Source organism: Phaeobacter piscinae, from assembly GCF_002407245.1.
GTDB lineage: Bacteria > Pseudomonadota > Alphaproteobacteria > Rhodobacterales > Rhodobacteraceae > Phaeobacter > Phaeobacter piscinae.
Window position 1 is genome coordinate 2,452,930 of record NZ_CP010681.1, and the last position, 25,644, is coordinate 2,478,573.

The window sequence follows — 25,644 nt, forward strand, 5'->3', positions numbered from 1 at the left end:
CTTCGAACCCGGCTAGGAACTCGAAACGAACATCCAACATTCTCTGTTTCTCGTGCTTCAGTACCAAAGGTACAGAAAGCCGACAAACAGTGAAGCTGACACTTTATCATCGCGCTACCACTTTGCTACTTGAGCGCAGGGCGTTGCTAAAAGCGTTGATATGAAGAGGTTGATCCATCGAATGAACCAAACCGCCCACATATCTCTTCAGATATCATCAATGTCAAAGAGCATACATCCAGAGACAACAACCAACAGATGCGCCAAATTCCTGACGCGCCCGCCGATCAAACCCTCATAAATGCCACCGTCTTTCCGATGCGTCCGACCGTCTCTCCAGCCCGTCCCAGCGTCTCTCCGCCGCGTTTCCCGTCCATCCCAGCGTCGCCGCCGTCCCGTCCGGTGTGTCTCAGTAGCGCCTCAGCGCCGCCGGTGAAGGGGGTTCTAAGGCGAGTTACACAAAGCCGCAACACCAAAATCAAAGAAAATCAAAGTTTCCGCAGAGAAAAAGATGAAATCACACAAAATCAAAGAGTTACACGACAACAAAGTCAGCATACCTGACCCGAAATCCACCCCAACCCCACCAAAACACAGCCCCAAATCCACCCAAACACAACTTACCCACAGACTCGCCCCACATATCCACAGACTCGACCAACACACAAACGAGTCACCCAACCAAAATCACCGAAAAACGCAGGTCAGATATCCTTCATCAGACGCAGCGCGTCATAGATGGCGGCGTGGGTGTTGCGGGCAGATACCGCATCTCCGATCCGAAAGAGCTGAAAGCCCCCCTGCCCGGCCTCTGCCGCTCCACACGGCTGCGCCCCCCCGGCAATCAAGGCGTCGTAATCAACCTCTCCGCCATTCACGCTCAACGGCTTCAGATCAAAATAGAGATCATCCAGCGGCAGGGTGCCGTAGTTCAGCACGATCTGATCATATTGCTTGCTGGATTGATGGGCACTGTAGTCAGTGCCCAGCAGCGCCCGTAGGCGGTTGCCCTCCTTCTCCACTCCAAGCAGACGTCTGGCCACCGTGAAACTCACATCCCGCTCCTGCAGACTGCGCATATAGGGAACCAGGTTCATCGCCATCACATTGGGGGCAAAGACACGGTCCGGGGTCATCACCTCAACCGTGGCCCCTGCCGCGGCGGCGACCTCTGCCGCCTGAAGCGCCGGGTGATCACCGCTCTCATCATATATGAGGACCGACCCGCCGGGCGTCACATCCCCCGAAATGATATCCCAGGCCGAAACAACATGCGCGGCCTCCTCGCCCGCCTCGAATAGCTGCATATTCGGCAGCCCGCCGGTTGCAATGATCACAACATCAGGAGAGAGCCTGGTCACATCCTCAACCTCCGCCCAGCTGTTGAAGCGGAACTGCACATCCCGTGCGGCACATTGCGCCATGCGCCAGTCGATGATGCCCATCATCTCGCGGCGGCGCTGGTTTTGCGCGGTGAGCCGGACCTGTCCGCCGGGATCAGGCGCCGCCTCAAAGACGGTGACCACATGACCGCGTTCTGCCGCAACGCGGGCCGCCTCCAGCCCACCGGGGCCAGCGCCAACGATCACCACCTTCTTGTGCTGCTCAGCCGGGCTGATCACATGCGGCATCGTCAACTCGCGCCCGGTTGCGGCGTTGTGAATGCACAGCGCCTCCCCGGCCTGATAAATCCGGTCCAGACAATAGGTGGCGCCCACACAGGGGCGGATGTCATCCTCGCGCCCCTCGGTGATCTTCTGCACAATATGCGGATCAGCCATATGGGCGCGGGTCATGCCCACCATGTCCAGAAGGCCGTCCGAAATGGCATGACGCGCGGTGGCCACATCGGGGATCCGCGCGGCATGAAAGGTGGGCAGGCCTGTGGCCTTTTTCACCTCACCGGCAAAATCCAGATGCGGTGCCGAGGCCATCCCCTGCACCGGGATCACATCGGTCATTGCCGGATCCGTGTGGATGCGGCCCCGGATCACATTGAGGAAATCGACCATCCCGCTGGCGGCCAGACGTTTGGAGATCTCCAGCCCCTCCTCAGGGGTGATCCCGCCCGTCTGCGCCTCATCCGCCGTATACCGCAGGCCGACGATAAAATCGCTGCCGACCCGGTCACGCACTGCCGTCAGCACCGCCATCGGCAGCGCCATCCGGCTGTCCAGCGTCTGACCCCCGTAGGGCCCATCCAGATCATTGGTCAGCGGAGACCAGAACTGGTCCAGGAGATGGCCATAGACCTGCAGTTCGATCCCATCCATGCCACCTGCCTTCATCCGCTCTGCCGCATCGGCGAACTCCGTGATGACGCGGGTGATATCCCAATCCTCTGCCAGTTTTGGAAAGGCGCGGTGCGCAGGTTCGCGGTGGCGCGAGGAGCTGATCGAGGGCAGCCAATCCCCCTTGTCCCAGCCGGTGCGTCGCCCCAGATGGGTCAGCTGGATCATCGCCGCACAGCCATGCTCATGCAGCTGATCGGTCAGATTGCGGATCCAGGGCACCACCTCATCCTTATAGGCCAGGATGTTGTTGAACACCGGCGGGCTGTCACGCGATACCGCAGCAGAGCCCGCCGTCATCGCCAGCGCCACACCCGCCTTGGCCCGTTCCGCATGATAGGCCGCATAGCGTTCCTTGGGCATACCCTCTTCCGGATAGGCTGGTTCGTGACTGGTGGTCATGATCCGGTTGCGCAGGGTGAGATGTTTCAGCTGATAGGGCTGCAGCAAAGGGTCGTTGGACATAACAGGCTCCTGGGGCGGCAAGACAGCCGTTTGTTTGGCTTCAGGTTTCCCAGTATGATCACAACTCTGGACACATGTGTCAGGTCAGTTTCCGACGTCGATAGGATTCAGCGACGACACAAGGCAACATCGCCACAGCCCGCCCCGTTTTACTGCGTGCTCTCCGCATCAAAGGAGGTGAACTCTCGCTGTCGGCTGCGAAAGAACTGTTTCAGCCCGCGTTTGAAGTGACGGACCTTGGCCGATTGCAGCAAATCCTGATGGCTCAGCACCCAGATCGGCGCATAGTCCTGCGGCGCAATCCCGGGCAGCGGCGCCAGACCCGGATCACTCCGTCCCAAGTACACCGGCATCCTGACGGCCCCCATTCCGGCCTTGGCGGCCGCAATCAGTGAGGTCATATCGTCAAACCGCGCCCGTATCCGGGCATTGGGATAGTGCTGCAGCGCGGCTTTTGGTGGCGCGTCATATCCGCTGTAGATCACCCAGTCGAGCGGCGCCTCTGGATCGGCGGCCGCCTGTGCCACCAGATCGGGCCGCGCCACGCAGGCGGTTTTCTGGTCGGCCAGATGCAGCCCCACCAGCGTGTCGCCCGGCGTCTTGCTGATCCGGATCGCCAGATCCGCCTCGCGCCGGGTCAGGTCCAGCACCTCGTTTGTTGCCCGCACGGTCAGCGCAACCTCCGGATGGGTCGCACAGAACTCCGCCAGAAATGGCGCCAGGTGAGACTGGATCAACAGCTGGGGCGCCGTCAGCACCAACTCCCCCGACAGGCTCTGATCGCGCCCAGAGAGGTTCCGTAACGCCGATTGCTCCGCCTGTTCCATCCGCCGCGCCGCAGCGGCCAGGTCTTCAGCCTCCGCCGTGGCCAGATAGCCATCGGGGCGGCGTTCAAACAATGGTCGCCCCAGCATATCCTCGGCCCGCTGCACCCGGCGCGCAACGGTGGTGTAACTGACGGAGAGCGCCTGCGCCGCCCCCGCCAGGGAACCGGCCCGCACCAGCGCCAGAATGGTCCGCATGTCGTCCCAGTTGATCTGCATACATGCGTTTTCGCATGGGTAATACGCAAATGCATGTGTTTTCTTGTGGTCCACCGCTTGGCATCAGGTTCATATCAACGCTGAAAGGACAGACGATGGCCTATGTATATGTAAACCTCCTGCTGAAAGACCCTGACACCATGGCCGCCTACCGCGAGAAAGCCGGGGCGGCTCTGCAGAAACACGGGGCAAAAGTGCTGGTCTCCACCCCACAGCAAACCGTGATCGAAGGTACGCGTGATGCCACCGGTATCGGTGTCATTCTGGAGTTCGCCAATGCCGACGCCGCCAAGGCTTGGATCAATGATCCCGATTTGCAGGAGACGCACACCCTGCGCCAGCGCGCAGGCAAAAGCGCGATTACACTTCTGGCCTGACAAAACCCAAGGCAGATACTCCCGCCCGTTGGCTGGCGGCAGTGCCACCAGCTCCCGTTGGGCGTGGCCTCGCGCCCCTTGGGCCCGGCGCAGGTCGCGCGCGGCCACATCTCATGCGCCCCACTTGCTCCGCTCTTGCTTCCAACACAGCAACGGGCCACGCCCGCGCCGGGCGTCAGCCCGGCGCCACGAGAGACAACGGGCGCGGAACCTCTGGTTCCGCGCCCGCTCTACTGTCTCAGTCAGATCCGCCGGTTCACTCGGCTGCGATCTGCCCTTCGATCTTCTCAACCTTCACCGCCGAGAATTTGAACTCGGGGATCTTGCCGTAGGGGTCCAGCGCCGGATTGGTCAGGATGTTGGCAGCAGCCTCCACATAGGCGAAGGGTACAAACACCATGTCCTCGGCGATGGCCCGGTCAGCCCGCGCCATGATCTCAATCGACCCACGGCGTGTTGACAGGCGCACCATTTCGCCCGGCTCAACCCCCATCAGCTTCAGCGTGCGCGGGTTGAGCGAGCAATTCGCCTCCGGCTCCACCGCATCCAGCACCAATGACCGGCGGGTCATCGACCCGGTGTGCCAATGCTCCAGCTGGCGGCCCGTGGTCATGATCATCGGGTAGTCCGCATCCGGCGCCTCGTCCGGCGGGATCACCGATGCCGGGGTGAAGCGGGCGCGGCCTTCGGGACGCGGGAAGCCATCGCCGAACACAATCGCCTGACCGGGGTCGGTCTCATGCAGCGACGGATAGGTGATGGTCTCGGTCTCCAGACGCTCCCAGGTGATGTTGTTCAGGGACTTCATGTTCAGCTTCATCTCGTTAAAGACTTCGCTGACATCCTTATAGTCCCAGGGCAGACCAATGCGCCGCGCCAGCTCAACCGTCACCTTCCAGTCCTCACGCGCCTCACCCGGAGGCGCCACAGCGGGGCGCACCCGCTGAACCTGGCGGTTGGTGTTCGACACCGTGCCGTTCTTTTCATAGAGCGCCGATGCCGGCAGGATGATGTCGGCATAGTTCGCCGTCTCGGTCAGGAAGATGTCCTGAACGATCATCAACTCCAGCTTGGCAAAGGCCTCGCGCGCGTGGTCGGCATCCGGGTCTGACATCGCCGGGTTTTCACCCTGGATATACATGCCCTTGATATTGCCCGCATAAGCCTGATCGACAATCTCGGTCACGGTCAGGCCCTTCTCATTCGAGAAGTCGCCGCCGCCCCAGACATCGGTGAAGGATTTGCGCACATCATCCGAGGTCACGGTCTGATAATCCGGCAGGAACATCGGGATGAGGCCCGCGTCAGACGCGCCCTGCACATTGTTCTGACCGCGCAGCGGGTGCAGACCCGCACCCGGCTTGCCGACGTTGCCGGTCATCAGCGCCAGCGAAATCAGGCAGCGTGAATTATCCGTCCCGTGGATATGCTGGGAGATGCCCATGCCCCAGAAGATCAGCCCCGCATTCCCACCGGCAAAGATCCGCGCCACACGGCGCAGCTGATCCGGGCTGATGCCGCAGATTTCCGACATCTTCTCAGGTGTGAACTGCTTCAGGTGCTCTTTCTCGGCTTCCCAGTTCTCGGTCCAGTGGTGGATGTACTGGCTGTCATAGAGCTCTTCTTCGACGATCACATTCATGATCGCGTTCAGCATCGACACATCGGCACCGGGGCGGAACTGCACCATTTCAGTGGCAAACCGGCGCAGGCCGACGCCGCGCGGGTCCATCACAATGAGCTTGCCGCCGCGCTTGGTGAACTGCTTGAAATAGGTCGCCGCCACCGGGTGGTTCTCAATCGGGTTGGAGCCGATCACGATCGCCACATCGGCGTTCTCAATCTCGTTGAAGGTCGCGGTCACCGCCCCTGAGCCGACGTTTTCGATCAGCGCCGCAACCGACGAGGCATGGCACAGACGGGTGCAGTGATCGACATTGTTGTGCTTGAAGCCCTGACGGATGAACTTCTGGAAAAGATAGGCCTCCTCATTGGTGCATTTCGCGGAGCCGAAACCGGCAACCGATTTCGGGTCTTCGTCCCGCAAGCGCATCAGCTCTTTGCCCGCCAGATCCATCGCCTCTTCCCAGGTCGCTTCGCGGAAATGGGTCGAGAGGTTGCCGGGATCGACGTTCAGGCCCTTGGCGGGCGCATCGTCGCGGCGGATCAGCGGTTTGGTCAGGCGGTGTGGGTGATGGATATAGTCAAAGCCGAAGCGCCCCTTCACACACAGGCGGCCCTCGTTTGCCGGGCCATTGATGCCCTCGACGTGCTTGACCTTGCCGTCCTTCACTTTCAGCGACACTTTGCAGCCGACACCGCAGAACGGGCAGACGCTTTCGGTTTCGCTGTCGTAATCCTTGCTGTCCCCAACCTGATTGTCGTCCATCACGGTCGCAGGCATCAGCGCCCCGGTCGGGCAGGCCTGCACACATTCACCGCAGGCCACACAGGAGGACGCGCCCATCGGGTCAGCGATATCAAACACCGGATAGGCATCATGGCCGCGTCCAGCCATGCCGATCACGTCATTCACCTGCACTTCGCGGCAGGCGCGCACGCAGAGGTTACAGGAGATACAGGCGTCCAGATTGACCTTCATCGCCACATGGCTGTCGTCCAAGAGCGGGATGCGGTCCTTTTCCAGCTTGGGAAAGCGCGACTCTGAAACCCCGTTCAGCTCCGCCATATCCCACAGATGGGAGGACTTATCGCGCGCCTCTTCCTGCTTCGGCTGGTCGGCAACCAGCAGTTCCATCACCATCTTGCGGGCGCCTACCGCGCGCGCGTTGTTGGTGGTGATAACCATGCCCTCGGCAGGTTCGCGGATGCAGGAGGCGGCCAGCGTGCGCTCGCCCTCGATCTCCACCATGCAGGCGCGGCAGTTGCCGTCCGGACGGTAGCCCGGCTGCGGCTTGTGGCACAGATGCGGGATCTTCAGACCACGGCCATTGGCAACTTCCCAGATGGTCAGACCAGCCTCAGCTGTGACCTGCTCGCCATCGAGAGTGAAAGTAATGTGATCGCTCATGGCTTATACCTCCTCGGGGAAGTGTTTGATGGTCAGACGGATCGGATTAGGCGCCGCCTGTCCCAGACCGCAGATCGAGGTCTCGACCATGGCGGCACTCAGCTCTTCCAAGAGGCCCTGATCCCATTTCTTCTCGCTCATCAGCTTGACGGCCTTCTCACAGCCCACCCGGCAGGGGGTGCATTGGCCGCAGCTTTCATCCTCGAAAAAGCGCAGCATGTTCAGCGCCGCATCGCGGGCCGAGTCCTGATCAGACAGAACCACCACAGCAGCGGAGCCAATAAAGGTGCCATGCGGCTGCAACGTGTCGAAATCGAGCGGGATATCATGCATCGACGCGGGCAGAAGGCCGGAGGATGGACCGCCCGGCTGATACGCCTTGAACGCGTGGCCATCCAGCATCCCGCCGCAGGCTTCGATGATGTCGGTGATGGTGGAGCCGGCGGGCAGCAGATGCACGCCCGGGTTCTTCACACGACCCGACACCGAATAGCTGCGCAGCCCCTTGCGGCCGTTCTTTTCAACCGCGTTCAGGCACTCCGGCCCTTCGCGGTTGACCTTGCAAACCCAGTAGAGCGTCTCGACGTTGTGAACCAGCGTCGGACGACCAAAGATCCCGACCTGCGCCACAAAGGGCGGGCGGTGGCGCGGCTCACCGCGTTTGCCTTCGATCGACTCGATCATCGCGCTTTCTTCACCGCAGATATAGGCCCCTGCCCCGCGGCGCAGGTCAATGTAGCCCGCTTCCACGATGCCCGCCTCTTCCAGCGCGCTGATCTCGCGGCGTAGAATTTCCAGAACTGCCGGATATTCGTCGCGCATATAGATGAAGGCTTTCTCGGCCTCGACCGCCCAGGCGGCAATCAACATCCCCTCAAGGAAGACATGCGGCGTGCGCTCCAGATAGTAGCGATCCTTGAAGGTACCCGGCTCGCCCTCGTCGCCATTCACGGCAAGGTAACGCGGGCCCTCATTGGCGCGCACAAAGCCCCATTTGGTGCCGGACGGGAATCCAGCGCCGCCCAGGCCGCGCAGACCGGCTTCTTTGACTTTCGCCTGAACCGCTTCCCAGTCGCCATTTGCGCGCAGGTCTTTCAGCGTGGCGTAGCCGCCGTCCGCCTCATAAGCGGCAAAGGTTTCATACGCGGGGATATGCGCGTGGGTGTCGTCTGCCGCAATCGCCGCCTGCACCTTCTCGGGTGTCGCGTGGTCGATGTGGTTGTGGCCGATTTCCAGCACCGGCGCGGTGTCGCAGCGCCCCATGCAGGGCGCGCGCAGCACGCGGACTTGTGACGCGTCCAGACCGTCTTCCAGCGCCTTCTGCAGCGCTTCGGCCCCCGCCAACTCGCAGGACAGCGAGTCGCAAACCCGGATGGTCAGCGCCGGTGGTGGTGTCTCACCTTCGCGCACGACATCGAAATGGGCGTAGAAACTCGCAACCTCATAGATCTCTGCCTGCCCGGTGCGCAGCTCCTCAGCGAGGGCGCGAATATGGGCCGCACTGAGACAGCCGTATTTATCCTGAATAAGATGCAGGAATTCGATCAGCAAATCCCGATTGCGCGGCTGGTCACCAATCAGGTCCAGAACCTCGCTATGCGCCTGATCCTCCAGCTGCCGGCCTTTGGGGGTTTTGCGCCCCTTGCCTTTGCCAGATTTCCACACGCCCTTGCTATTGTCCAAAGGTGCCACAATGACCTCCACTTCGCGTCGCCAGTTAAGGCGGCATTCCATTGAAGAAGCCTATCGTCAAATCGGAAATTTCGAAGGTACGATAACGAACGCTTATTGCACGAATTCGTCAACCACCGCCCGCAGGGCCTGCACCGTGGTCAAGGCAGGCTGACGGTCCAGCGTCACCATGGCAATCGGTTTGGTTGGGGCCGGATCCGTCAGCGGCAGCACCGTTGTCCCGTCCAGCGTACCCAGCGCCTCGACAAGCGCCTGCGGCAGGATTGTTGCAACCGATCCCGCCCGCGCCATCACCATCGCCGCCATGAACCCGCTGGATTCCGAACGCACTTCAGGCCGCAACCCCTGATCGGCAAAGATCCGGTCCAGAATACGCCGGTTCTGCATTTGCGGCTCCAACAGGCTCAGCGGCAGATCCGCCGCCTCCGCCCAGGTGATGCCCTCGGCGCCCGCAGGACGCTCCGCCACCATAGCCGCCGGCGCGACCAGCACATATGTCTCTTCATAGAGCGGCTGAATGCTCACCTGATCCGGGCCAAGACTGTCGTGATAGGTCACGCCGGCATCAATGGTGCCATCAAACAGCCGCTGTTGGATCACCAGCGAGCTGAGCACCTCAACCCGTGCCAGCACCCGCCGGTGGGCCAGATGCAGCCGGTCCACCAGCTGCGCCGCATACGCCGTCGCCGTTGGCACCACGCCCAGCACCAGCGTGCCGGTGACCTCCCCGCGCGCCGCCGCCACCTCCTGTTCCAACGCCTTGGCATCATCCAGAATGCTGCGCGCCCGCCGCACGATCATCATGCCTTCTTCGGTCAGACCCTGAAAGCGGTTCCCACGGCGCACGATCGACACGCCAAGACGGTCCTCAAGATTGCGGATCCGCATGGAAAACGCCGGTTGCGACATGCCGCTGTCCTGCGCCGCCTTGGCAAAATGCCGATGGCGCGCCAGGGCGCTCAACAACCTCAGATCCTTGAGTTCAATCACCGCTCTACGTCCTTGCTGCTGCCGGGGCGCCCCGATCTCTGCCCGCGCGTCACCAATGACGCAGCAGGCCGAACACGCAAGGACGCAGGTCACCCTGCACCGAAGCTCGCTCGCTGTCGAGGTCGCGATAGGCGTCAGCGGAAACCGGCAGACCGACCGGCGCTACGCAGGTCCTAGATTTGCCGCTGCGCCGTTGCCGAGCGGGCAATACCATCATAGATGCCGGTCAGAATGTTCAACACCCGCGTCGCCTCGCTCACACGGTTTTCCACCCCCGGCACCTGTTCCAGCGCCTGCAGCAACAGCTTGCGGCGTTGCGCATCATAGGCTTCGGTTATCTCTAGCCCCTTGTCGGTGGCCGAATAGGTCACTCCCCCACGCCCGGACCCGGTTTTGCGGATCAGGCCCGCTGAGGCCAGTTTGCGCAGCGAATACTGAATATTCGGCACATCATCACGATTGGTGACGCGGGCCAATTCCTTGATCGTCTTGGGCCGGTCATTCATGCGGATCACGTTCAACAGGGTGATTTCGGGGCCAGAAGCCGCCAGATCCGACACCAGACCCAGGCATTCCGATTGCCAGCGCGCAAAGCCCTCAAAGGTCCGCATTAAGGCAAATTCGAAATCGCTCAGATCGTCTTCTCCCCCTTGGGGAGCAATCTTGTTCGCAGATTCAGCGGCCTCTGTCTTGGGCGATCCGGAATAGGTATCCAACAATAGTCTCCTTAAGTCAGCGGCGAAATAAGCCTCCGATGGTGGTGAAACCCGCTGTCAAGGTGTTTCGAGGACATTCATTCCCCAAAACGCCACCACGCCCCTTAGTAAATGTCTCGCGTTAGGTTTCAACCCGTCCGTGCAGTAGAAAACGGAACCATCAGGTGCAAATTCTTCCAACAGTTTGGAGAATCAGCGGAAAATAAAATTCCAGATAAATTTTATTTCACACCGAATAAGAAGAAATATAGATAAAATACCGCCATGCAGAGACTAAGTGACAGAAAATTTCACGCGGCGCGTCGGGAAATTGAGGTGCCTCAGGGCCACTCCGCCGCCAGAGCCGCATAGCCTGCGCGACGTAAAACTGTCGCTGAATCATTGCCTTGCGGTGCGGCAGGTCTCTGATTGCCGATCTCTCATCTGAAAAGTTTCGCGGCGCCATTGCTCTCGTCGTTGCGGCGCAGACCATTAATTCACCGGTAAGTCCTGCTGATTATGCTACCCGCCGAATATGTGCAAACGCACATGTTATGAGAAGGAGCGAACCTTGGAACGACGGGCGGACCTCAAGTTGGTTGTCGCGCAGATACAGGCCACGATCGCGATGTTTGCGCGCCACGTCGAGGACCGTCTGACTGACCGTCTGACCATGTGGTTCAGTCCCGGTCGATGCAATGGCAGCGGCCCTTGGCGGACGCCGCTGCGGGTGGCATTCCGATACGCAATTCACATGTCCGCTCTGGTGGGGAGGTCACAGCTGTGCAGCCGGGCATCCACATTTTATCCTACCGTTTTTTGTCTCAATTGGGGCAGCGCTATTTCGCGCTTGCTGATTACCGGCATCCAGACTTGTGCAATGGCATGCCATGTTGTGTTCACCATGTCACCGCCCCCAATCGGGCATGGTTTTCCGGGTTGTCCAATTCCGGTCAATCCGATCGTGAAACGAGGCAGCCCGATGGCGCGGCTGCCTATTGGGGGCTGTCGGTATTAGTCCGACTCAAATACCGCCCGCGCGCCAAACTCGCGCAAGGGCGATTGAAAGGTGCTGAAATGAAATTCCGAAATCCCGCTCGTGCAGCTTTGAACAGGCTTTCTGTTTTTGCCAAATGTAGCCTGCTCATCGCGGCGTCCACCCTTGTGGTCACCCTGTTTCTGACCTGGGAAAACCAGAAAATCCTGGGCGAAGCCGTCGACAGTGGCGTGCAGACACTTGCAGAGGGCGTGACCGTCACCGTCGCTGCGCGCAGCGGCGGCGCCATCCGCTTTGGCGACACCGAACGCCTCGAGAGCGATCTTGAATCGCTGATTGAGCTTTCGAACGGTCGCGCCAGCCACGGCATTGCGATCAACGGCAAAGGCAAGACGGTCGCCTCCACCGGCGTGGCGACAGAGGCCGAAATCGCGGAACTGACGCTCGTCGCACAAAAAGCGATGGACTCCAATCAGATGGAGTTTAGCGAGAACGGCTATCTGGTCGCCGCACCAGCCACAGCAGGCGCCGAAGGAACTGTTGTGGTGGGCGCTGTCGGCATGGTCTGGTCGCCGGATGTGGCCTTTGCCGAAGTGGCCCCCAACCAGTTGTTGTCCTTCCTCCTTGCGGGGGCCGCCTTTGTGGTCATGCTCGGCCTCTCCGTGGTTGCTCTGCGCTCGATGATGTCCCGTCCTCTTGGCGACGTGGCCACCGCCATCAACCGTCTTGCCGATGGGGATTATGACCACGATACCGAACACCAGACGCGTGGCGATGAAATCGGCCTTATTGCGCGCCACATCGAAGCACTGAAAGCGCAACTCTCCGCGGCCCGCGCCGTCGAAGAACAGCGCCATGCCGATCAGGCCGCGCAGAAGTTGGTTGTGGACCGCCTGAACGATGGGCTGCATACCCTCTCCGAAGGGGATCTGTCGCAGACCATCGACGAAGAATTCTCGGCCGATTACGAAAGCCTGCGCCAGAATTTCAACAAGACCGTCGACAAGATGGTCGGCATCATTGATGCGGTGATCGAAAATTCCTCGCGCATTCGCGCCAGTGCCGAGGAAATCAGCCAATCCTCCGGGGATCTGTCACAGCGCACGGAATCGCAGGCCGCTACGCTGGAAGAGACCGCCGCCGCGATGGAACAGCTGACTGTCAGCGTGAAATCCGCCGCCGATGGCGCGCGTGAGGTCGAGGGCATCGTATCCGAGGCAAAAGAGACAGCCGTCAACAGCGGCGAGGTCGTCACCCGCGCCGTGGATGCCATGTCCAAGATCGAGACCTCGTCGGAAAAGATCTCTCAGATCATCTCCGTCATCGACGACATTTCGTTCCAGACCAACCTTCTGGCCCTGAATGCGGGCGTTGAGGCTGCCCGCGCCGGTGAGGCTGGACGTGGCTTTGCCGTCGTCGCATCCGAAGTCCGCGCGCTGGCGCAACGCTCCTCGGATGCCGCGCAGGAGATCAAAGCCCTGATCAGCGAAAGCACCAGCCATGTGGGCGAAGGTGTGGATCTAGTCGGTCGCGCCGGCGAGGAGCTGAAGCAGATCATCGACCGGGTCGCGACCATCTCCGGTCATGTCAGCGGCATCGCCACTGGCGCGCAGGAGCAATCCACCACACTGGGCGAGATCAACACCGGCGTCACCCAGCTGGATCAGGTGACCCAGCACAACGCCGCCATGGTTGAGGAATCGACCGCAGCCAGCCAGATCCTGCGCAACGACGCCAATGAACTGGCCCGTCAGGTATCAGTGTTCAAAACCCGCAAGGCGTCAGCCAATGTGGTGGCCATGGCCCCCAGCGCCGCGGCGCCAGCCCGGCCAACCGCCGCCGCCGAACCAACAGCGGCGGCAAACCCGGCGCCTTCGGCGCATGGTGATGATGATTTCTTTGACGCCAGCCCAGCTAAGGCCGCTGCCGGATGGGAAGATTTCTGATCCTCTTACAGTCGACACAATGACAAGGCGCGCCCCATCGGGCGCGCCTTTTTCGTGGTGTCCCATTTTTCACGCCAGCCCGCAATTCTAGAAGCGGCCCCAAAGTCCCGCCCCACCGCTGGGCTGTCTGGTCAAGTGTGGCGTCACGCCACTACGCCACACCCGCATAGTCAGGCGGGTGCAGTTGCTTTTCCCCAACAACAAGGGGGCGGCCTCCGGCGACGCGCCCCCATTTCTTTTGCATGAGCAGCAGCAACCGCCGTCACCACAGGCGTTCACCGCAGCCGATCCCATCAGGCAGGCGCAGCCTTGGCACAGGCTGCGCGCCTGGGGTCAGGAACAGGCGCGAACCGGAGCCTCAGCCGATGGGCCGGGCGTCGGCGTCCAGCCCGGATAGTCCAGCGCCGCCGGAGCGGTCGGCGCAGACGGTTCGCCTTCCAGCCGCCAGGCAGGCTCCAGCCAGACCTGAGCCCGATCCGCCGCAGTCTCTGCATCATGGACCGACACACTCAGCGCGGCGGCGTCGTGCTGCGCTGTCACCTGCAAATCATCGCCGGGCGACAGCCGCCGGGACGCATCCAGCAGAAACGCCGTCCGCCCCCAATGCCCATCCGACGTAAGCCCGTTTGTCAGCGCAATCCCCGGTGCCAGCTGCATCTCGAAACTGACAAAAACGGCATGGGCCTCACCGCCATGCGTGCAGCTCAACCGTGCATTGCTGCGCGCCGGGGCCACATCGGGGCGGGTAAAATCAAACTGAAACAGATCGGTGCCCGGCCCCAGCGACCGCAGCCCGCAGGCCATAAAATCCCCTGGCGTGATCTGCGCCACCCGCGCCAGATGATGAAATGCGCTGAGGTCGAACCCCTCCGCCGTCTGCGGCCGCCACTGCTGCAGCAGCGCCTCACTCTCAACCAGCTGGGCCACCAATGTCCCGGTTTCAGGGACCGCCCGCGCGCCCGGCTTGGCCAGCACAGCCATCGCATGGCTCAGCGTATCCAGCGCACCCTCCCCCAGCAGCACCGTATCAACGATTTCAGAGACCACCACATCGGCCTGTTCCGGCATATCAACGCCGATGACAATCTCATGCGACCACTTCGAAAGAACCGTAATGCGGTCGCTCAAACCGTTGTCGGCAATCACCTGCGTGGCCGCCGCCGCGATCAGCGGCTGCTGTTCGCAGGTATAGACATGTTTGGCTCCGGCCCGCGCCGCCAGCATCGCCGTCAGCCCCGCACCGCAGCCGATGTCCAGCACAATATCGCCCGGCCTCACCTTCATCGCGATCGCCTCGGCATAGGCGCGGTTGCGTGCCTGATCTGCCAGCATGGGAAAATGCCAACGCGGCACAAACGTCTGATGCAGCCGCTCCTGCAGGATCTGCGCCTCATGGTGATGCGGGTCCAGTTGCAACGCCTCTGCCAACAGCTGCGAGGTCTGCATCCCGCCATCCGCAAGGGAGGCCGCTTTTGCAAGCTGCACAAATGTCCCGGCATCCGCACGCGCCGTTTGAGAGGACCGCGGAGCAGGGTTCTGCGTTTGTATTTTTAGCAATTTTTAGTTTTCCCTATTTGAGGCAAATGCACCTGATTGGGACTATCCTCCATGCGGGTCTAAGAATTGGTAAAGGCGTAACGACACATCCAACACGCCTCAGCGACCGCCCCCTTGCCAAGCACCGCTCAGTTTTCTAGCCTTGCAGCAACGGTCACACACACAATGGGAGGGCATCAGCTGAACATGCGTATCATCCGCCGACTTCAGCACGGCCCCCGTCTGGCCCTGTAAATCCGTTTGCAGGGCTGGCCAGAGGAAAGTCTCAGAAACTGGTCTGCCTATTGCCGCTGCCGCGGCCATATCTTCTTGAGCTGAGTTTTCCATGACTGTCATCAATCTCAATGCCCTGGGTGTCACCCTTGGCGATCCGCTGTTCTCCGACCTCTCCCTGACCCTCTCAAAAGGCGACCGGATCGGTCTGGTCGCCGCCAATGGGCGCGGGAAATCAACCCTTCTGGCCTGTCTCGCCAATGAGCTGGCCCCAACCACAGGCGAAATCACCCGCGCCCGTGGCCTGCGTATCGGCCATATGACACAAAGCCTGCCCGCAGACGCGCTGCCAATCACGCTGTACGACTGGGTGCAGGCCGCGCTGCCAGTCGATCAGGCCGATTACGAAAGCTGGCGCGTTGATGTGGTGCTGGATGAGCTGCAGGTGCCGTATGACTTCCAGCACCAGCCGCTGGGCACGCTCAGCGGCGGCTGGCAGCGCACCGCCATGCTCGCTGCCGCCTGGATCAATACGCCGGATCTCCTGCTGCTGGATGAGCCGACCAACCATCTGGATCTGAAACGCATCGCCTTTCTCGAAGGCTGGCTGTCGCAGCGCCCGCGCGATCTACCGATGGTGATCACCTCCCATGACCGCGCCTTTCTGGATGCCACGACCACGCGCACCCTGTTCCTGCGAGCAGAGGGATCGCGGGTGTTTCAGCTGCCGTTTTCCGCAGCCCGCAGCGCTCTGGACGACCATGACGCCGCTGAGGCGCGCCGCCACAGCAATGACCTGAAGAAGGCCCAGCAGCTGCGCCAGCAGGCGGCCAAGCTGAAAAATGTCGGCACCAACTCCGGCTCCGACCTGCTGTTGACCAAGACCAAGCAGCTGGCGGATCGCGCCGACCGGCTGGAGGCTGCGGCCACCCCGGCGCACCGCGAACACTCCGCAGGTGACATCCGGCTGGGCAACAGCGGCACCCACGCCAAGGCATTGATCACACTGGATGATCTCACGGTGGACACACCGGGCGGACGGCCGCTTTATACCACGGGCCAGAAATGGATCACCCCCGGTGACCGCATCGTCCTGCTGGGCGCCAATGGCACTGGCAAGACGCAATTGGTCCGGATGATCCAGCAGGCCCTGACCGGCACGCGCGCGGATATCAAATGCGCGCCCTCGGTTGTCCCGGCCTATTCGGATCAGCACCTCAGCCAGCTGTCCGGGCCGGAAACCCCGCTGGCGCTGGTCACGGCGGCCTCAGATGTTGGCGATCAATCCGCGCGCAGCCTGCTGGCGGGTGCCGGGGTCAAATTCGCCCTGCAGGATACCCCGGTTGCGGCCCTCTCGGGCGGACAGAAGGCGCGGCTGGCGATGCTGCTTTTGCGGCTCAAACACCCGAATTTTTATCTCCTGGATGAGCCGACAAACCATCTCGATATCGAAGGGCAGGAAGCGCTGGAGGCAGAGCTGGTCGCCCATGGTGCCGCCTGTCTGCTGGTGAGCCACGATCGCAGCTTCCTGCGCGCAGTTGGCAATCGGTTCTGGCAGATTCGCGGTCGCCGCCTGGAGGAGGTCGCCAGCCCCGAGGCCTTCCTCGCCTCTGAAATGGCCGCCCTCTGACAGACCGGGGCGGCAGGCCAGCCGCCCCGCCGCCACCTGCCTAAATTTTGGGCAAAGCGCTGTCCGCAAAGCACCTCGTCGCCTCGGAACCGCAGAACCGCTTGCGCCACGACGGGCTTTTGGCGACCCTGCGGGCAGCGATACCGGCCCCAAAGCGGGGTAAGGCCAGACCAGAGGATAGCCCGCAATGCCCGCCACGATTGCCATCACCCGCGCCAGCCCGGCAGAGCCCGAGGCCCGGTCGCTGATCCGCCGTCATCTGGACCAGATGGCCGCGCAATCCCCCGAAGAGAGTTGCCACGCGCTCGACGGCAGCGGGCTTGACGCCCCGGATGTGGCCTTCTTTCTATTGCGGCGCGAGGGCACAGCGATTGCAATGGGGGCTCTCAAAACGCTGTCAGGCGGCGGGCGCGAATTGAAATCCATGCACACCCTGGCCGAGGCCCGCGGCAGCGGCGCCGGGCGCCAGATGCTTGAATTTCTGCTGCACAGGGCGCGCGCGGAACAGGCAACAGCGATCTATCTGGAAACCGGCTCCACACCCGATTTTCTTGCCGCAAGACGGCTTTACGAGAGCTACGGTTTTGTCGAATGTCCGCCGTTCGAAGGCTATACCCAAGACCCCTGGTCGCTCTTTATGCGCCTCGACCTGCCCGCCGCGACTTGACCCTTCCCCGCGTCCTGTCATAACTGGCGCCAGCGGTCCCTTAGCTCAACTGGATAGAGCAGCTGACTTCTAATCAGCAGGTTGAGGGTTCGAGTCCTTCAGGGATCGCCAGTACGCCTTTACCATTCGGCAATATGCGACAGACCGACCATGTCTGGTCGGCTCACACGATGCCTGCCTGACCTCTGCGACAGGCCACCCCCCTTAACTTGACAAAAGAACTAAGGTTAAATAGGTGACGGAACGCGCCCGAAATGGCGCTCTCAGCAAGATTCTGCGCCTCTCGCGGCACCGAAATCCAGCCATCCCCGATCAACAGAATGATCAACACTGCGGCAACCCCCTGCCGCTGGCTGGAGAGACACGTGAGACAGGCCCAACCATCTCGGAAACTAGGGAAAAAACACGGCCCGATGCGGTTTGCCCGGCGTGGATCAGGCTGGCGCACCCCCCTGATGGCCTGTGCAGCGCCCCTGGCCGCGCTGGTGCTGGGCCTCCTGCCGCTGCCCGGCAGCGCGGATCCCTTTCCGGCAGTGATCGACCACCGCTACGGCACCACAACGGTGCCCGCCAAACCCACCCGCATCGTCTCGCTCAGCTTCATCGGACATGATTTTCTGCTGGCATTGGGAGAGCGCCCCTATGCGCTGCGCAAGTGGTACGGCAGCGACCCCTATGGCGTCTGGCCCTGGGGGCATGATGCGCTTGGGGAGGCTCAACCGGTGGTGATGCGGGGCGAGGTCGACATCGAACGGATCGCGGCCATGGAGCCTGATCTGATCGCTGCGCAGTGGTCCGGCATCACCGCACAGCAATATGCGCTGCTGTCGCAGATCGCCCCGACCCTACCGCCGCGCGCCGAGGATGGCGACTATGGCACCCCCTGGCAGCAGATGCTGCTGCGACTGGGAACCGCCACCGGCAAGCGCACCACCGCGGAGGCGATTGTCACCCGGATTGAGGGGCGTTTTGCCGAGCTGCGCGCATCCCATCCCGAATGGCAAGGCGCCAGCGCCATGATGGCCTGGGCCGGCCACACCCGCGCCTATACCCGCGCCGATATTCGCGGCCAGTTCCTCACCGCCTTAGGGTTTTCGGTGCCGGACGCGCCGGGCGGGCCAAATGCGCTCAACAGATTTTACGTTGAATTCCCCGCCGAAGACCCGTCGGCGATGGATGTGGATGCGCTGATCTGGCTGGATACCGGGCGCAATGTCGAAAAACTCGCCCGGATGCCGCTGCGCCATACCACACGGGCCTATCGCGAGGGGCGCGAGATCTATGCCGACAAATTGCTGTCCGCCGCGCTGTCCCATTCCAGCCCGCTCAGCCTCGATTATGCGCTCGACCAGCTGGTGCCCCTGCTGGAGGCGGCGACGGATGGCGACCCCGCAACCGTGGTGAGCAGCACTGCAAATGCCGGGCTACTCGCGAAGGAAGGCTCCTGACATGACCGCGTCGACACTCTCGCTGCCTCGGCACTCCCCCACTGGCGATCTGCGGCTGCTGTGGCTTGGGGCTGCGTTGCTTGCGCTTGGCCTGCTGTCCATTGCCGCCCTCAGCCTTGGTGCCCGCGCCACCGGCGGGGCTGAGATCTGGGGCGCTTTGACCAACTATGATCCGGACAATGCCGATCATATCGTGGTGCGCAATATGCGCCTGCCGCGACTGATCGGTGCTGGGCTGGCGGGGGCGGCTCTTGGCATGTCGGGCGCGCTGATCCAGGCGATGACCCGCAACCCGCTGGCCGATCCCGGCCTTCTGGGCATCAACGGTGGCGCAGCCCTTGGGGTTGTGCTGTGCATTCTTGTTCTGGGCGTGACCGACCCGGCTGAATTCATCTGGGTGGCCCTCGGTGGTGGTCTGGCCGCCTCCGTGCTGGTGTTCCTCCTCGGCGGTGGCAGCCAGGCCAACCCGCTGCGGCTGATCCTGGCCGGGGCTGCGGTCAGCGCGCTGTTCCTGGCACTCACCCGTGCCCTGCTGTTGGTCAGCCGACAGACGCTGGATGTCTATCGGTTCTGGGTGCTGGGCGGGTTCGACGGCATTCAGCCCGCGACGCTCCAGTCCCTGCTGCCGTTTCTCATTCTGGGCGCGCTGCTGGCCATTATCGCAGGGTTCGGCCTCAACGCACTGATGCTGGGCGAGGATACCGCCAAGGGGCTGGGCGTGCGCACCGGGCTGACACGGCTCACAGCCGGGGCCGCGATTGTGCTCCTGTGTGGCGCAACCGTTGCCATGGCCGGGCCGATTGCCTTTGCCGGGCTGATCGTGCCGCATATCGCCCGCTGGGCCGCAGGTCCCGCGATTGGCTGGTCGCTCGCCTTCTCTGCCATGTTCGGCGCGCTGCTGCTGATCGCGGCAGATCTTCTGGGGCGGCTGGCGCTGTTTGGCGGCAATATGCAGGCCGGGGTGATGACTGCGCTGATTGGCGGACCGGTGCTGATCTGGCTGGTTCGCCGCAACGGGGTGCGCAAGCTATGATCTGGACCCTCCGCCTCTCTGCCCTGTCGCTGCAAATCTCGCGCCGCGCAGTCCTCACTGCGGCCCTGCTGTTCAGCGTGGTGCTGGCGACCGCGGTGCTGGCCCTGACCCTGGGCAGCTACCCGCTGAGCCCTGCGGACATGCGGGAGATCCTGACCGGCGGCGGCACCGCGATCCAGCAGATGATCCTGTTGGACCATCGCATGCCGCGTATCCTGACCGCACTTGGCGCAGGGGCTGCCTTCGGCCTCTCCGGTGCGCTGTTCCAGACCATGATGCGCAACCCGCTGGCCTCTCCCGATGTGATCGGCTTCAACGCCGGGGCCAGCTGCGGCGCATTGGTGGCGATGATGCTCACCGGTGGCATGGTGCTGCCCGGTGCCATTGTCGGCGCGCTCATCACTGCCAGTGTTGTCACCCTCCTGGCCTGGTCGCGCGGCCTGCCGCCCTATCGGCTGATCCTGACCGGTGTGGGGGCCAGCCTCGTGCTGACCGCCCTGGGCGATCTGCTGATCAGCCGCATGGATGCCCAGACCGCCGCAGATATGGCGCAATGGCTGATCGGCACGCTGAACGCCCGCAGCTGGAGCGATGTTGCTCTTGTCTGGGGCGGCCTGCTGCTGCTGGCGCCGACGCTGGTCTGGCTGCACTTCCCGCTCACCCGGCTGGGCATGGCCGATGATATCGCAACCGGGCTGGGGATGGCGCTGTCACCGCTCAGACTTGCACTCACCGGCACCGGCATCCTGCTTGCCGCATTGGCTGTCAGCACCGCCGGGCCGCTGCCCTTTGTGGCCTTTGCCGCCGGTCCTATCGCCCGCCGCCTGATCCCCAATGGCCGCCCCGTGCTGCTGGCCGCGGCAGCCACCGGCGCGCTGATCACCCTGCTGGCCGATACCGCCGCCCGCGCGGTGCCGATGATCCAGCTGCCTGCCGGTGTCTTCAGCGCGCTGATTGGCGCCCCGGTGCTGATCTGTCTGCTCTTGGCCCAATTCAGAAAAGGAACCCTGTGATGGCTGCCACCGCCCGCCTGCGCGCCGAGGATCTCTCGGTGTCCTACAGCCGCACGCCCGTGCTCAACGGGCTGTCGACAGATCTCCCCGATGGCGCGCTTACCGTGATCGTCGGTCCCAATGCCTGTGGCAAATCCACCCTGCTGCGGGCGCTGGCCCGGCTCCAGCCTGCGGGCAAGGGTCAGGTGCTGTTGGATGGCAAGGCGATCCACCGACAGGGCAGCCGCGCCGTCGCGCAGCGCCTTGCGATCCTGCCGCAGACCCCCACCGCCCCAGAGGGGCTGACCGTGCGCGATCTGGCCACCCGGGGCCGCACCCCGCATCAATCGCCGCTGCACCAATGGTCCAGACAGGACGCCGAGGCGGTCACCCGCGCGCTCGACCTCACCCAGATGACACCCCACGCGGATCGCCCGCTTGAGGCGCTCTCCGGTGGGCAGCGCCAACGCGCCTGGATCGCCATGTCGCTGGCGCAGGACACTGACATCCTGCTGCTGGATGAACCCACGACCTATCTCGATCTGCCGCATCAGATCGAACTGCTGAAACTGGTGCAGCAGCTCAACCGGGACACCGGGCGCACCGTGGTCATGGTGCTGCATGACATCAATCTCGCCGCGCGCTTTGCCAGTCACATGATCGCGCTGAAAGACGGGCAGGTCTTCTGCGAAGGCCCCCCGAAGGAGGTGGTCACCGAAGGCGTCCTGCACTCCGTCTTCGCCTTGCCCTGCCGGATCATTGCCGATCCTGTCCACGGCAGCCCGCATGTCATCCCGGAGTGAGTGAGACCCCATGACCATCAACCCGACCTTCCCGCTACAGACCACCGCCACCCTGTCCACGCTGGCCTTTGGTACCCTGCGCACGCCCCTTGTCGCCATGGCGCAGGAGCATGAGCTGCCGGTCATCGAAGACAGCGACAGCGCCGTCACGGTCGAGGTGCCCAGCTTTGGCCACTATCATTTCACCGCTCAAGGTGACGGGATCGAAATCCGGGTCTCTGCCGCCCTGCCCGACCGTCTGCATATGCTGAAAGATGGCTTTGCCGAACATCTGGAAGAGCTGCAACCCGGCCTGTCCCAGACCCTGCGCTGGTCCGACACCGCCACCGTCGGCGCGCTGCCTCCGAACGTGCATGTCACCACCGTAATGTCGATCACCCCGGTGGGCCGCGCCTTCCTGCGGGTCCGGGTGAAGGCGGCCGATCTCAGCAGCTTTCAGGAGGACGCCATTCATTTCCGCCTGCTGTTGCCCGCTGCGGATTGCGCCGACCCCGCGTGGCCTCATGTGGCTGAAAACGGCGCCACTGTCTGGCCCTCGGGTGACAAGGCGCTGCACCGCCCGGTCTATACCGCCCGCGATATCGATCATGCCGCCGCAGAGATGACCTTTGACATCTTCCTGCACGATGGTGGCCGCGCCACCAATTGGGTTCTGGGCGCCAAACCCGGCGACACGCTTCGGATTGCAGGCCCCGGCGGTGGTGGCATTCCGCAGACCTCGCAAATCCTGATCTATGCCGATGAAACCGCCCTGCCCGCAGCGGCCCGCATTCTGGAAACCCTGCCGCGTGACAGTCGCGGAGCGGCGGTCTTCCTCGCCGCAGACGGGGCCGATTGCGGCTATCCCATCACCGCGCCAGAAGGCATCTCCGTCACCTGGCTGCGCCACGCTGACCAGCAGAGCCTGTGCGATCTGGCCCTGACTGCCCGTGCGCGGACCCCCGACCACTTCCTGTGGTTTGCCTGCGAAAAATCCGACGTGCAGCGCCTGCGCACCGCGATAAAGCAGGACAAACCCGCCCCCGGACAAAGCTATATCGCTGCCTATTGGAGCCAATCATGACCATCCGCAGACCAGCGGCCCTTGCCGCGCTGTTGCTGATCCCCTCGCTGGCTGCGGCGCAGGAGGCCCCCGTCGCCCCGACCACATCCGCGCCGCAAATCACCACGCAATCCCCAGCCACCACGGCCCCAGCCACCACGGCCCCCGCCGCACCCGCTGCCCCGGCTGCCCCGGCGGGCACATCGACGCCTGCGGCGCGAGCCGTCTCGGGTGAAACGCCAACACCAGGCCTCTCCGGCACCAGCGCCCCCGCGACCACCACTGCCGATGGTGCAGGCCCCAGCGCCGAGACGACACCCGCAGCCGACACCAGCCCCGCGCTCAATGACACGTCCGCAGCAACTCCCGCGCCCCAACCCGAGGCACCGCTCTCCCAGCAGGAGATGCTGGCTGAAACCGCCAGCGACGCGGCGGCGCAAGCGGTCAAGTTTCTGCGCGACGGCGGGCCGTCGATCTGGGCGATTGCGGCGCTTTCTGTGATCACGCTGGCGCTGATCCTGTGGAAAATCTGGCGGCTGGCGCTGATCGGCGCCTGGTCGCGGGGCAAGGCGGGTCGCGCCGTCGCCGCCTTTGAGAGGGGCGAACAGGACAGCGCCCGCGACATCGTCCGGGGCCGACGGGGCATCCGCTCCAAAGTCGTCGCCTCCGCGCTGGCCTCCGTCTGCACCCTGCCCGAAGATCGCGCCCGCGAGGAAACCGCCCGCGTGGCAAAGCTGCATCTGGCCTCGGCCGGCACTGGCCTCGGCGCGCTGGAATTGATTGCCACAATTGCCCCGCTCCTGGGCCTTCTGGGCACGGTTCTGGGCATGATCGCCGCCTTTCAGGCATTACAGGCCGCCGGGTCCAAGGCCGATCCCGCGCTGCTGGCCGGCGGCATCTGGGAGGCGCTTTTGACCACCGCTGCCGGCATGGCCGTAGCCATCCCAGCCTCCGCAGCGCTGACCTGGTTTGAGGCCGTGATCACCCGCATCCGCCGCGACGTCGAAGACAGCGCCACCCGCATCTTTGTCGCCCATCAGCCCCAGTCGCTGAAACTCGCCGCTGAGTAACCCGATGCAGTTCACCCAAGCTCCGAAACCCCGGCGCAAACCCAGCCTGACGCCGATGATCGACGTGGTATTTCTGCTGCTGGTGTTTTTCATGCTGGCGTCCCGCTTTGGCACCGATGCGGTGCTGGACCTGCCGCTTGCAGGTCAGGGCGGCAGCTACACCGGCCCGCCCCGGCTGATCGGTATCGGCGCGGGCAATCTGGACCTGAACGGGCTGCCGGTGGCCGACAGCAACCTGGCCGAGGCCCTGGCCCCGCTGATGGACAGCCCCGGCGACATGCTGGTGTTGCGCGGGCGCGATCAGGCCGATCTGCAACGCATCACCGATGTGACCAGCCTGCTGCGGCAGGCGGGGTTCACCAATTTTGTTCTGGTGGAGTGAGGAGGCCCTATGGAGCTGACCGATCCCCCCCGCCGCGCGCGTGGTGAATCCATCGTGCCGATGATCAACGTCGTGTTCCTGCTGTTGATCTTCTTCCTGATGACCTCGCGCCTCGCCCAGCCTGACCCGTTTGAGGTGACCCCGCCCGACGCCGGGCTGGAAGGCGAAGCCAAATCCGACGATGTGCTTTATATCGACGCCACGGGCCGGCTGCATTTCGACGGCAGCGAAGGCCCCGCCGCGCTCAGCCGACTTGCCAGCGCACCCGGCAAAACCGTGCAGCTGCGCGCCGATGCGCGGCTGCAGGCAACAGAACTGGCGCGGATCCTGCGACAGCTGGCCGAGGCCGGGCTGAGACACGCCGAACTGGTGGTGAGCCCGCAATGAAACGTGCAGCCGAACTCACCGTCTTTGCCGGGATCGCCACGGTGATTCACGTGGCGCTCTTTGCCAGTGCGCCCAGATCCGGTGCTGAGGCCAGCGGCGGGGGCAGCGATGCCATGGTCTCGGTGCAGGCCGCCAGCGCCACCGTCGCAGAGATGGTCGAAACCTGGGAGCGCCCGCCGCAGACCCAACCGCAGATCGACACCGCCCTGACACCACCGCAGACCGCCCCGACAGCGCCTGTGGTGCCCCAGTTCGAACTGGCCCAGGCGCCCAGTGCCGCGCGGCAGATCGCGCTTGCCAAGCCCACGCCGGACGACAAGCTGCAACTGGACACGACACCGCCTCCCCCGCCTCCGCCACCGCAAAAGGCAGAGCCGCAACCCGATCCCGATCTTCGCCCCCGCGCAAAACCGCGCCCCAAACAGGAACCGACCCCGCAGACCGCCCAAAAGGCCAAGCAGACCTCCGCAGGCCGCGCGGCCCAGCGCGCCGTCGGGTCGGGGGGTGGTGCGCAGGCCGGTCAGGCCGGACGCGCCGCCGCTGCGACGGCGCAGGCCGGGCAACAGGCAAAACTGAAATCCATCTGGGGCGCAAAAATCCGCGCCCGCGTCGAACGGCGCAAACGCTACCCCTCTGGCGCCAGAGGCAACGGCAAGGTCATTGTGCGCATCACCGTGGCGCGCAACGGCCAGCTGATCAGCCACCGCATCGCCAAATCCTCTGGCAATGCAGCGCTGGACCAGGCCGCTCTTCAGGCCGTGGCCCGCGCCCGCAAGTTCCCTGCCGCCCCCAAACAGCTGTCTCTCAACCAGATGACCTTCAACCTGCCGATGACCTTCTCCAAATAGCCCGTCAGGTCCATGGCAATGTCCAAACGGCCCGCAATCCTCAGG

The 25,644-nt window shown here is 63.3% G+C and carries 20 protein-coding genes and 1 tRNA gene; 14 read left to right on the plus strand and 7 right to left on the minus strand.

Annotated features, from left to right (window positions below):
• Nucleotides 1–704: 704 nt before the first annotated feature.
• Both phaeop14_RS11540 and phaeop14_RS11545 read right to left on the minus strand, forming a co-directional pair.
• A complete protein-coding gene (locus phaeop14_RS11540; protein WP_096789604.1) occupies nt 705–2,756 on the minus strand; it encodes an NADH:flavin oxidoreductase in 2,052 nt (683 codons plus the stop codon).
• 149 nt (nt 2,757–2,905) lie between these two features.
• Complete coding sequence (locus phaeop14_RS11545) at nt 2,906–3,799, minus strand: LysR family transcriptional regulator (protein ID WP_244905762.1); 894 nt, start codon at nt 3,797–3,799, stop codon at nt 2,906–2,908.
• Between the two features lie 95 nt (nt 3,800–3,894).
• Between phaeop14_RS11545 and phaeop14_RS11550 the strand changes: the two genes are divergently transcribed.
• Nucleotides 3,895–4,176 carry a DUF1330 domain-containing protein gene (locus phaeop14_RS11550; RefSeq protein WP_096789605.1) on the plus strand — a complete coding sequence of 94 codons (282 nt, stop codon included), beginning with the start codon at nt 3,895–3,897 and terminating at the stop codon, nt 4,174–4,176.
• 256 nt (nt 4,177–4,432) lie between these two features.
• Here the strand turns inward: phaeop14_RS11550 and fdhF are convergent, their stop codons facing one another.
• From fdhF to phaeop14_RS11570, 4 genes are all read right to left on the minus strand, one after another.
• Nucleotides 4,433–7,207 (minus strand): formate dehydrogenase subunit alpha, encoded by a 2,775-nt coding sequence (gene fdhF / locus phaeop14_RS11555; protein ID WP_096789606.1) that lies wholly within the window; start codon nt 7,205–7,207, stop codon nt 4,433–4,435.
• Between the two features lie 3 nt (nt 7,208–7,210).
• Nucleotides 7,211–8,941, minus strand: a complete 1,731-nt coding sequence (locus phaeop14_RS11560) for an NAD(P)H-dependent oxidoreductase subunit E (protein ID WP_096789607.1) — start codon at nt 8,939–8,941, stop codon at nt 7,211–7,213.
• Nucleotides 8,942–8,992: 51 nt separating this feature from the next.
• Nucleotides 8,993–9,889 carry a LysR family transcriptional regulator gene (locus phaeop14_RS11565; protein WP_040173534.1) on the minus strand — a complete coding sequence of 299 codons (897 nt, stop codon included), beginning with the start codon at nt 9,887–9,889 and terminating at the stop codon, nt 8,993–8,995.
• 173 nt (nt 9,890–10,062) lie between these two features.
• A complete protein-coding gene (locus phaeop14_RS11570) occupies nt 10,063–10,605 on the minus strand; it encodes a winged helix DNA-binding protein (protein WP_241770606.1) in 543 nt (180 codons plus the stop codon).
• Between the two features lie 1,056 nt (nt 10,606–11,661).
• Between phaeop14_RS11570 and phaeop14_RS11575 the strand changes: the two genes are divergently transcribed.
• The gene (locus phaeop14_RS11575; protein WP_096789608.1) at nt 11,662–13,527 is read left to right on the plus strand and encodes a methyl-accepting chemotaxis protein; all 1,866 of its coding nucleotides are present in this window, start codon (nt 11,662–11,664) and stop codon (nt 13,525–13,527) included.
• A gap of 333 nt (nt 13,528–13,860) precedes the next feature.
• Here the strand turns inward: phaeop14_RS11575 and phaeop14_RS11580 are convergent, their stop codons facing one another.
• Nucleotides 13,861–15,084: a class I SAM-dependent methyltransferase gene (locus phaeop14_RS11580; RefSeq protein WP_416011220.1), complete on the minus strand. Its 1,224-nt coding sequence runs from the start codon at nt 15,082–15,084 to the stop codon at nt 13,861–13,863.
• A 325-nt stretch (nt 15,085–15,409) separates the two neighbouring features.
• Between phaeop14_RS11580 and phaeop14_RS11585 the strand changes: the two genes are divergently transcribed.
• The 12 genes from phaeop14_RS11585 (at nt 15,410) to phaeop14_RS11640 (ending at nt 25,599) form a co-directional block, all read left to right on the plus strand.
• Nucleotides 15,410–16,927, plus strand: coding sequence for an ABC-F family ATP-binding cassette domain-containing protein (locus phaeop14_RS11585; RefSeq protein ID WP_096789609.1), 1,518 nt, complete (start codon nt 15,410–15,412; stop codon nt 16,925–16,927).
• Between the two features lie 187 nt (nt 16,928–17,114).
• Nucleotides 17,115–17,594, plus strand: coding sequence for a GNAT family N-acetyltransferase (locus phaeop14_RS11590; protein WP_096789610.1), 480 nt, complete (start codon nt 17,115–17,117; stop codon nt 17,592–17,594).
• Nucleotides 17,595–17,628: 34 nt separating this feature from the next.
• Nucleotides 17,629–17,705: transfer RNA gene (locus phaeop14_RS11595), tRNA-Arg, on the plus strand.
• A gap of 302 nt (nt 17,706–18,007) precedes the next feature.
• Nucleotides 18,008–19,042 carry an ABC transporter substrate-binding protein gene (locus tag phaeop14_RS11600; protein WP_244905763.1) on the plus strand — a complete coding sequence of 345 codons (1,035 nt, stop codon included), beginning with the start codon at nt 18,008–18,010 and terminating at the stop codon, nt 19,040–19,042.
• Between the two features lies 1 nt (nt 19,043).
• Nucleotides 19,044–20,075, plus strand: a complete 1,032-nt coding sequence (locus phaeop14_RS11605; RefSeq protein ID WP_096789611.1) for a FecCD family ABC transporter permease — start codon at nt 19,044–19,046, stop codon at nt 20,073–20,075.
• Nucleotides 20,072–21,088, plus strand: coding sequence for a FecCD family ABC transporter permease (locus tag phaeop14_RS11610; RefSeq protein WP_096789612.1), 1,017 nt, complete (start codon nt 20,072–20,074; stop codon nt 21,086–21,088). The genes phaeop14_RS11605 and phaeop14_RS11610 overlap by 4 nt, the downstream gene beginning before the upstream one ends.
• Entirely contained in the window at nt 21,088–21,870 is a 783-nt protein-coding gene (locus tag phaeop14_RS11615; RefSeq protein WP_096789613.1) for an ABC transporter ATP-binding protein, read from the plus strand. Before phaeop14_RS11610 ends, phaeop14_RS11615 begins: the two co-directional genes overlap by 1 nt.
• Before the next feature lie 10 nt (nt 21,871–21,880).
• Nucleotides 21,881–22,933, plus strand: coding sequence for a siderophore-interacting protein (locus phaeop14_RS11620; RefSeq protein WP_096789614.1), 1,053 nt, complete (start codon nt 21,881–21,883; stop codon nt 22,931–22,933).
• Nucleotides 22,930–23,982, plus strand: coding sequence for a MotA/TolQ/ExbB proton channel family protein (locus phaeop14_RS11625; protein WP_096789615.1), 1,053 nt, complete (start codon nt 22,930–22,932; stop codon nt 23,980–23,982). Before phaeop14_RS11620 ends, phaeop14_RS11625 begins: the two co-directional genes overlap by 4 nt.
• 4 nt (nt 23,983–23,986) lie before the next feature.
• On the plus strand, nt 23,987–24,364 hold the full coding sequence (locus tag phaeop14_RS11630) for an ExbD/TolR family protein (RefSeq protein ID WP_014875497.1): 378 nt from the start codon (nt 23,987–23,989) through the stop codon (nt 24,362–24,364).
• 9 nt (nt 24,365–24,373) lie between these two features.
• The gene (locus tag phaeop14_RS11635; RefSeq protein WP_096789616.1) at nt 24,374–24,751 is read left to right on the plus strand and encodes an ExbD/TolR family protein; all 378 of its coding nucleotides are present in this window, start codon (nt 24,374–24,376) and stop codon (nt 24,749–24,751) included.
• The gene (locus tag phaeop14_RS11640) at nt 24,748–25,599 is read left to right on the plus strand and encodes a TonB family protein (protein WP_096789617.1); all 852 of its coding nucleotides are present in this window, start codon (nt 24,748–24,750) and stop codon (nt 25,597–25,599) included. The genes phaeop14_RS11635 and phaeop14_RS11640 overlap by 4 nt, the downstream gene beginning before the upstream one ends.
• Nucleotides 25,600–25,644: the final 45 nt, after the last annotated feature.